The organism is Brevundimonas denitrificans, assembly GCF_030160755.1.
In the GTDB taxonomy this organism is placed as follows: Bacteria; Pseudomonadota; Alphaproteobacteria; order Caulobacterales; family Caulobacteraceae; genus Brevundimonas; species Brevundimonas denitrificans.
The window spans coordinates 1-3,418 of record NZ_BSOY01000122.1; the positions used below are offsets into that span (position 1 = coordinate 1).

Genomic DNA, 3,418 nt, shown 5'->3' on the forward strand with positions numbered 1-3,418 from the left:
GTGGCCGCCGCCGCGCCCGCGGCCCCCAGTCGGTTGACGGCCCCCGAGCGCGAGCGGGCCAGGCCGGCGATGGCCGCCATCGGCTGTTCCGCGCGCAGGGCGACCTGACCCTGCAGACGGCCGTCGCCGTCAGCGGAGAGGGTTTCGCTCTCGATGCGGGCCCGGCTCTCGCCGGCTTCCAGTTCGCCCTTGATGGCGGTGAAGCGTCCGCCCGCGGCGGTCCAGGCGGCGAAGACGCCGGCGCTGTCCATGCCGCTCAGGCGGCTGGCGTTGACGACGGTGGCTTCGATCCGCGCCGTAAGACGCCCCTGCCGCGTCGCCCCCTCGACCGGCCCGCCGGGACGCCCGCGGGCCTCGACCAGTTCGAAGGCCACGTCCATCTCGTCCGTGGCGGCCAGGCCGTCGGTCAGGTGCGGTCGGAGGTTGAACAGGATCCGCTCGGCCGAGGCGATGGGAAAGGGTTCGGCGTCGCGATGGGCGGTGAAGGTCGGGCGGATAAGTTCGACCCGCAGGTCGGGAAAGCGCTGGCGCAGATGGCTGACGCTGAGGCGCAGGCCGTCGCCGCGCACGCCGACCTTGCCCTTGTCCGCCCGGCTCAGGGTCAGGCCGTCGGGGGCGATCACCACCCAGCGGTCGGGGTTGTAGGCATTGGCCTCGGCCACCAGTTCCGGCGCGGCGAAGCCGTGGCCCGAGGGCGCCGTGACGTCGACGTGCGGAATCGACACCCGCGCCCGGAAGGGCCAGCCGGTCGTCGTCACGGCGGCGCGGGTGACGGTCCAGCCGTCCTGCCGCAGGGTCTCGACCTGGGCCTCCAGCCGGGTCTCGATCTGGTCGGTCAGCCAGAACCACCACCCGGTCCAGCCGGCCAGCAGAAGGCCGACGATCACGAAGGGAACGGCGAGGCCGCGGCGGGAATGGCGGGTCGGGGTCTGGGCGCTGTCGGTCATCCGGGCACCGTCTAGTCCGCCTTGAGAAACGCGCCAACCTGTTCGACCGCTTCGGCCAGACCCATGCGCTGAACTTCGGTCCCCGGTGGAAGGCTGGCGAACAGGCGGGTCGGGGCGGCGGCGTCCAGCATGACGAAGACGCCCTTGTCGTCGGCGCGGCGGATCAGCCGGCCGAAGGCCTGGGCCATTTTGGCGCGGGCGAGAGCGTCGTCGAAATTGCGTCCGCCCGCGCCCTCGCCGCCGAAGCGCAGGCGGCGCGCCTTGTGCAGCAGGTCGGGCCGCGGCCACGGAACACGGTCGAAGGCGAGGATGCGCAGGGACCGGCCCGGCACGTCGACCCCGTCCCGCACGGCGTCGGTGCCCAGCAGGCAGGAGTCCTGCTCGGCCCGGAACACATCGACCAGCGCCCCCACTTCCAGCGGATCGACGTGCTGGGCGTAGAGGGGGATGCCGGCTTTCGCGAGGTCCGGCCCCAGCCGCTCATAGACCGCCTTGAGCCGGCGGATGGCGGTGAACAGGCCCAGACCGCCGCCGCCCGCGGCAAGGAACAGTTCGCGCATGGCCGCCGCCGTCTGGCGCGTGTCGTCCTTGACCAGGTCGTTGACGACGATGACCCGGGCGTTGGCGGCATAGTCGAACGGGCTCTCGACCTTCAGCGTCCGGGCCGGTTCGATCAGCCGCGCCGAGCCGGTCCGCAGCCGGGCCATGTCGAAGGGATCGTCGGCGTTCGGATCGGACAGGGTGGCCGAGGTCACCAGCACGCCGTGGGCCGGCATGATGACGGCGGCCTCCAGCGGCACGGTCGGGTCGATCCAGTGACGGCGCAGGGCCACGTCCATGATGCGGCCGAAGGCGGCTTCGGCAGACAGCCAGTCGAGGAAGTCGGGGTCGGGCTCGTCGGACGACACCTCGAGCGCCGCCAGCATCGAGCGCCAGCCGGGCAGGGTCATGCGGGCGCGGCGGTCGAGGCCGCGCAGGGCGCCCTCGATGCGGGCGCGGGAAGCGCCATCCAGCTCCGAGGCCTCGTCGTCGAGGATGTCTTCCAGATGCCGCGACAGGGCCAGCAGCGGCGCCTCGACGGCGGCCAGGGCCTGGGCGGCCTCGCGCGCGGCCTCCAGCACCGGTTCGGTGACGGGGCGCAGGGAACACTCCATGCCGAACTCGACGCCGCTGCCCGAGGCGTTCTCGGATGTTCGGGCGCGAAGCTGTTCCAGGGCGGCCAGCAGGAAGCGTTCGATCGGCCCCACCGGATTGACCTCGCCCGAGGCCGGGGCGATGCGGCCCGACACGCCCTCGCCGGGCAGCTGGGCGGCGGCGCGGACGGCGTCCTGAAGCGCCTTGGTCGCCGCCTCATTGTCGGCGCAGAGGTCGCCCAGCCGCTGTTCCAGACCACGCCCGCGTCGGCCCCGGCCCTCGGGACCGCGCAGCCAGCGGCGCAGCTCGGCGGCCTCCTGACCGGACAGGCAGGCCGAGAAGGCGCTGTCGGCCGCGTCGAACAGATGGTGGCCCTCGTCGAAGACGATCCGCTTCAGCGCCGCGGTCTCGCCGTCCTGTTTCAGCCCCCGCGCCGACCGGGCGCCGTCGAAGGCGGCCTGCGTCATGACGAGGGCGTGGTTGGCGACGACGAGGTCCGCGCGGCGGCTGGCGCGGATGGTTTTTTCGACGAAACAGGTGCGGTAGTGCGGACAGGCGGCGTGGACGCATTCGCCGCGCCGGTCGACGAGGTTGGCGGCGCTGGCCTGATGGCTCGGCCCCGTGGCGAACAGGCCGGGCAGCCAGCCCGGATAGTCGCCGCCGGTCATGTCGCCATCACGTGTGTGCATGGCCCAGCGGCTGGCCAAGGCCATGCCGATCAGGTCGCCGTTCCCCAGCTGCGCCGCCTGCACCATGTCCTGCAGGTTCAGCAGGCAGAGGTAGTTTTCCCGTCCCTTGCGAACCACGGTCTTCTTCTTGCGCTCGACCGGATCGGGCCACAGGGCGGCGCTTTCACGATCGATCTGACGCTGCAGGGCGCGGGTGTAGGTCGAGACCCAGGCCGCGCCCTGATTGCGCTCGGCCCACAGGCTGGCGGGGGCGAGGTAGCCGAGGGTCTTGCCGGTGCCCGTGCCGGCCTCGGCCAGCAGGAAGCGGGGACGGCCCTCCTCATTGCGCGGCGAGAAGGCGTAGGCGGCCTCGGCGGCGTAGTCGGACTGGGTCGGCCGGGTTTCGTCGAGGCCGGACGCCTGAAGCAGCTTTTCCAGCCGGATGCGGGCGGATTCGGAATCGACGGGCGCCGAGCCGGCCTCGCCGCGCGGGGCTTCGTCCTCCCATTCCGGCAGGCGCGACCAGGCGTCGAGGCCGCTGCCGCGATGCTGGCGGTCGCGGAGCGGCTGGGTCTGCAGGGCGCCGGAAACGCGCCAGGCCCATGACCAGCCCGCGCGGCCCAGGGTCTCGGCCAGGGTGACGGCGGCCTCGCGGTCGGGATCGACCAG

Annotated in this window: 2 protein-coding genes; both read right to left on the reverse strand. The window is 72.8% G+C overall.

Annotation, left to right across the window (positions count from 1 at the left end; genetic code table 11):
- Positions 1 to 947, reverse strand: a 947-nt coding sequence (locus QQJ79_RS15080; RefSeq protein ID WP_284223748.1) for a DUF2125 domain-containing protein, incomplete at its 3' end; no start/stop codon positions are given.
- Between the two features lie 11 nt (positions 948 to 958).
- Positions 959 to 3,418, reverse strand: a 2,460-nt coding sequence (locus QQJ79_RS15085; protein ID WP_284223749.1) for an ATP-dependent DNA helicase, incomplete at its 5' end; no start/stop codon positions are given.